The sequence below is a fragment of the Actinomycetota bacterium genome (assembly GCA_036280995.1).
Classification (GTDB): Bacteria; Actinomycetota; CALGFH01; order CALGFH01; family CALGFH01; genus CALGFH01.
Window position 1 is genome coordinate 1 of sequence record DASUPQ010000785.1, and the last position, 4,916, is coordinate 4,916.

Sequence of the window (4,916 nt, forward strand, 5' to 3'; positions counted from 1 at the left end):
TGGAGAACATCTGGGCTCGAGGCAAGGCTCCGGCGTTCTGTGAGTCTGTCTCGTTCGTGACATAATGCCGGATAGTGGATACAGATACGAACGTCCAGGATCATGCAGTTACCACAACCTCGTGACCCGGACGGACGCCCGTGCCTGCCGACCCATCATCCCTGGTCCCAGCCGCCCTGGCCCAACTCGCCCACGCCGAGCCCCTCCAGGACGCCGACCCTCCACACCTGCTTGCCTGCCTAGCCACCGTCTCTAACCCGCGAGCTGCCCGTGGCCGCCGCCACCCATTGGTGGCCATCCTGGGCTTGGCGGCCGCCGCGATGCTGGCCGGGGCGCGGTCGATCGCCGCGATCGCCGAATGGGCCGCCGACGCACCCCAGGAGGTCCGGGCCGCGCTCGGCACCCGCCGCGATGGCCCCGACCACTGCAGCGTCCCAGCCGAGGCCACCATCCGCCGGACGCTCATGCGCCTGGACGCCGACGTCTTAGCCAGCGCCATCGGCGCGTGGCTGGCCGACCGGGACCGTCACAGGTCCCCACGCGGCCGGCGGGCCGTCGCTGTCGACGGCAAGACGCTGCGCGGTGCCCGCCCCCCAGGCGGCGACGGCCGCCCGGTACACCTGCTGGCCTGTATGGACCACGCCAGCCGCGCGGTGCTGGCCCAACGCCAGGTCGGCGGCGCGCCCGAGGAGGTCCCCGCCTTCGCGCCGCTGCTGGCCGGACTCGACCTCGCCGGCACGGTGGTTACCGTCGACGCACTCCAGACCCACCCCGAGGCCGCCGAGTTCCTGGTGACCGTCAAGCGGGCCCACTACCTGTTCACGGTCAAGGCCAATCAGCCCACCCTGCTGGCGCGCTGCGCCGGCCTGCCGTGGCACCGTGTGCCCGTGGCGGACCGCACCCGCGACCGCGGCCACGGCCGCCTGGAGGTGCGTACCCTCAAGGCCGTCACTGTCGGCCACTTCGGCTTTCCCCACGTCGCCCAGGTCATCCAGGTCACCCGCAGGACCTGCGACCTGCACGCCTCGACGCGGCCGTGGCAGACCGTGACCGTCTATGCGATCACCGGCCTCCCGTTCGAGTTGGCCCGCCCTGCCCGGCTTGCTGACCTGCTGCGCGCGCACTGGGCCATCGAGGCGCTGCACCACATCCGCGACGTCACCTTCTGTGAGGAGGCCTCCCAGGTCCGCACCACACGTCATGGCGGTCTTGCGCAACCTCACGATCGGGGTGCTCAGCCGGGCGGGGCCGGTCAACCTGGCTGCCGCCTGCGCCGCCACGCCCGCGACCCACGCCGACCCCTCGCCACCCTCGGGATCAGCCTCGGATGAAACCAAGATCACCACAGAACGACGGAGCCCTGCACTCTAACCAGCCCGTCGTCTGACAACACCGCCGCGGCGGAGGCAACCCTGGGGTGCTCACGCTTCCCGAGCCGCTGGAATGCCGCCGCCAAGAAGACCGATGCAGTGGTGGCCCCAGCGGCTGAGGCCGGGGACGATTGCACCTCGAACACGAGATGCCGACTTCGATACTCTATGCGAGTGAGTTGTCCGTCAGGCCAGGTACGTTCGTTACGCGGAGTTCGTTCATGGGAGCGAGATTGGGTCTGGCGGAGCCGTCGGAGGCCGACACGAAGGAGGCTTCTACATGGAATCCCAGCTAATGGTCCTCATGGGATACGTGAGTGGAAACCATGGGCAGCCTGATTGGACGCTCGACGATCCTCAGGTGGGGCAAAGAACGGTTATCCGGTCGGTGACATTCCCGAAGCCATTTCCGCAGGTGCCGGGCGTACTCGTAAATCTCAGAGGTCTCGACGCCGCTGCAGGCAAGAACCTGCGGGTTCGCGTGTATGCCGCCGATATCACCCCGACGGCCTTCAACGTGAAGTTCGAAACATGGGCCGATTCCATAATATATGAGGTCAGGGCTTCATGGATCGCCATCACAATGCCCGTTATGCTTTAGTTGTAATACCAGGGAGGTTGTTGACACGGCTGACCGGTGGCAGGCCCCCAAGGGCGGTGTGGGCGCGGGCGGCATTTGAGCGGTACGGCCGCCGGTAGCCCACTCCTCCAACAGGGCCTCGGCAAGTCAAGATTGTCCGGTTCGTGCCATCGGCCGCGTTGGTCCCGTCTCAGGTGGCAAGGCAGCTCTCGTATGGTGTTGCACGAGCGTGCCTAATACCAATGCGGACATTTCGCTACTTTGCCGGGGCCCTGGGGCTTGAGGAGAGAGCGGTGGACGCCGACCAAGAAACTCGGGAGGTCTACGCTCGGTATGGCCTGGCCATCCATGTACCTTGCCCAGGTGGTCGAGCATGCGATTATTAATCTGATGATCACTTGCGTCTCCCTCAACGCGGAACGCTCACCGAACGAGATATTGATGAGTTTATGGATGAGGCTTTCGCGATGACCTTCGGACGGCTCCTCAAGGAGTTGCGGCGGATGGGTCAGTCCACCGCCTTCTTGCAGCGAGATCTGGACCAAGCGCGCGACATGCGAAACTGGCTCGCCCACCGGTACTTCCGAGACCGTGCCGTGCAATTCATGTCACCAGCTGGTCGAGTTGTTATGCTCAAGGAACTCGACGACGCGACGAACCTCTTCCTGCGCGTTAACGAGAGTCTCGAACAGCTCTCAGCTCAAGTGCGCGCGGCGAACAATGTCGGCGAGGATGCCGTCCGCCGGGAGTATGAGCAACTTCTCTTGGAAGTGCAGCAATGGCGGCCTTGACCTGACCCCGTGAGATTGGTCCAGCTGGTATGAGAGTCCAACCGCCCCGACGGGCAGGAGGACTCCATGAAGCGACGCCGCCACACCCCCGAGCAGATCATCCGCAAGCTGCGGGAGGCCGACCGGCTGCTCGCCGACGGCCATGACGTGCCCGAGGTCGCCAAGCACCTGGAGATCTCGGAGGCGACCTATCACCGTTGGCGGGCCCAGTACGGCGGGCTGAAGGCCGACGACGTCAAGCGCCTCAAGGAGCTGGAGGGTGAGAACGCCCGGCTCAAGCGGCTGTTGGCCGAGGCCGAGCTGGAGAAGGACGCCCTGCGGGAGCTGGCCAAGGGAACTTCTGAGCCCGGCACGCCGCCGCCGCGCCGTGGACCACCTGCAGCGCGTGCTGGGCCTCTCTGAGCGGCTGGCCTGCCGGATCGCCGGCCAGCACCGCTCCACCCAACGCCACCAGCCGACCGAGCCCGACCGGGACCAAGTGCTCCGTGCCGAGCTGCGCCGGCTCAGCCGAGCCCATCCCCGCTGGGGCTACCGGCGCGTCCACGCCCAGCTGCGCGAGGCCGGCTGGCAGGTGAACCGCAAGGCGATCCAGCGGCGGTGGCGCGAGGAAGGCCTACGGGTGCCAGCCCGCCACCGCAAGCGCCAGCGGCTGGGGACCTCCACCTGCCCGGCGGACCGGCTGGTGGCCGAGCACCCCGATCACGTGTGGGCGCTGGACTACCAGTTCGACCAGACCACCGACGGAAGGATCCTGAAGCTGCTCAACGTCGTGGACGAGCACACCCGCGAAGCCCTGACCATCACCGTCGACCGGCGCATCGATGCCGACGCCACCGTGGCTGCCTTGGACCAGCTCCTCGCCCAGCGTGATGCGCCACGGTTCCTCCGCTGCGACAACGGCCCGGAGCTCACTGCCAACGCGCTGCGCGACTGGTGCCGCTTCACCGGCGCCGGGACCAGCTACATCGAGCCTGGGTCGCCCTGGCAGAACCCGTACGTGGAGAGCTTCGGCGGGCGGCTGCGCGACGAGCTGCTGGCCGTCGAGGCCTTCACCAGCCTGCTCGAGGCCCAGGTGTTGGTCGAGGACTGGCGGATCGAGTACAACACCGTCCGGCCCCACAGCGCCCTTGGCTACCTGACCCCGACCGACTACGCCAAGGCCTGGTCCACCAACCACCCTGAACTCTCATAGCGGGTGGACCAACAACCAGGGTCCGGTCAGCCTGACTAGGACAATCCGCAGCTGTTCGAACTGGTGTCAGCGAGCCTCGGGGCTTCGCGGGCGGAAGGCAGCATCATTACCTTGGCGTGTCCGCGACGATGACAACATAGTCCGGCCCCCCAAGCTGCCCGAAAAGCTTTACACGGACCAGCCTACGCTCATCCTCGGTGACCCAGGCCATGACAGCATGGAGACCCTCGCTCGTCGGCGGCAACTCATCAGGCGCACTCCCGAACCACCGGCCGATCTCCTTCCGGTCACCGAGCACCATGGCCGGAATCGGGCTGCCGGCAAGCGCCCGCAGGCCCCAGGCCGCAACAGCGAATCCCCAGGCGATCTTAGCGATCATCTGGGCGAAGGCATATGGACTGCCCTCGACCTCGACTCGGACCTGATCACCTCCCAGCTCTTGCGGCAGCATCCGCCGAGGAACTCGGCCAACGAACACAATGCGCAGCCCACCTGTGACTTGGAGCGCCACAGTAGGCCGATCGACAATGGCTACCGGTGGTGCGAATAGCGGGAAGATGAGAGCGCTCGGGTAGGCCTCAATAGGCACCATGGCCTCCTCGTCCACGCCTGCTCGCCTCGCGATTCCCGGGAGAGCCGTCGGTCGCTCTTTCGGCCGCCGCGTCTTCAACTGCAACGTGGTGCGTGGCGCCAGGAACCACCCACGAAGCATCTCCTGCTCCATCCGCCCAGTAATCACGGCGCAACGTCGACAGCTCGCGTGGTCGAGGACAAAGTGTCCCTGGAGCGCGAGCGGAATCACGTGCTCACGCTGCAATGAGTCTGATGATCCGCAATAAATACACCGTCCAACATCGCCGATCACCCTGGTCTGCAAGGGACCAGTCCGGAGGACCGTGGCATTGTAGGCTGGCGATCGGGTCTGACCACTCCGGCCGCTCATCGCTGTCATCGTTGCATTCACCTGGCATCGCCTTCACGAT

General features: G+C 66.3%; 5 protein-coding genes. 4 read left to right on the forward strand and 1 reads right to left on the reverse strand.

The features are described from left to right. The first annotated feature begins 140 nt into the window (after positions 1 to 140). From VF468_26215 to VF468_26230, 4 genes are all read left to right on the forward strand, one after another. Positions 141 to 1,331, forward strand: coding sequence for an ISAs1 family transposase (locus VF468_26215; protein ID HEX5881782.1), 1,191 nt, complete (start codon positions 141 to 143; stop codon positions 1,329 to 1,331). A gap of 319 nt (positions 1,332 to 1,650) precedes the next feature. Then, positions 1,651 to 1,971, forward strand: a complete 321-nt coding sequence (locus VF468_26220) for an H-type lectin domain-containing protein (protein ID HEX5881783.1) — start codon at positions 1,651 to 1,653, stop codon at positions 1,969 to 1,971. A gap of 377 nt (positions 1,972 to 2,348) precedes the next feature. Continuing rightward, a complete protein-coding gene (locus VF468_26225; protein HEX5881784.1) occupies positions 2,349 to 2,741 on the forward strand; it encodes a hypothetical protein in 393 nt (130 codons plus the stop codon). Between the two features lie 66 nt (positions 2,742 to 2,807). Next, positions 2,808 to 3,933 (forward strand): IS3 family transposase gene (locus tag VF468_26230; GenBank protein HEX5881785.1). Its coding sequence is split into 2 segments (ribosomal slippage): positions 2,808 to 3,079 and positions 3,078 to 3,933, totalling 1,128 coding nucleotides; the frame shifts between segments, so codons are not numbered across the junction. A gap of 106 nt (positions 3,934 to 4,039) precedes the next feature. On the opposite strand, the gene VF468_26235 is transcribed toward VF468_26230, so the two are convergent. Beyond that, positions 4,040 to 4,540 (reverse strand): hypothetical protein, encoded by a 501-nt coding sequence (locus tag VF468_26235; GenBank protein HEX5881786.1) that lies wholly within the window; start codon positions 4,538 to 4,540, stop codon positions 4,040 to 4,042. Between the last annotated feature and the right edge of the window lie 376 nt (positions 4,541 to 4,916).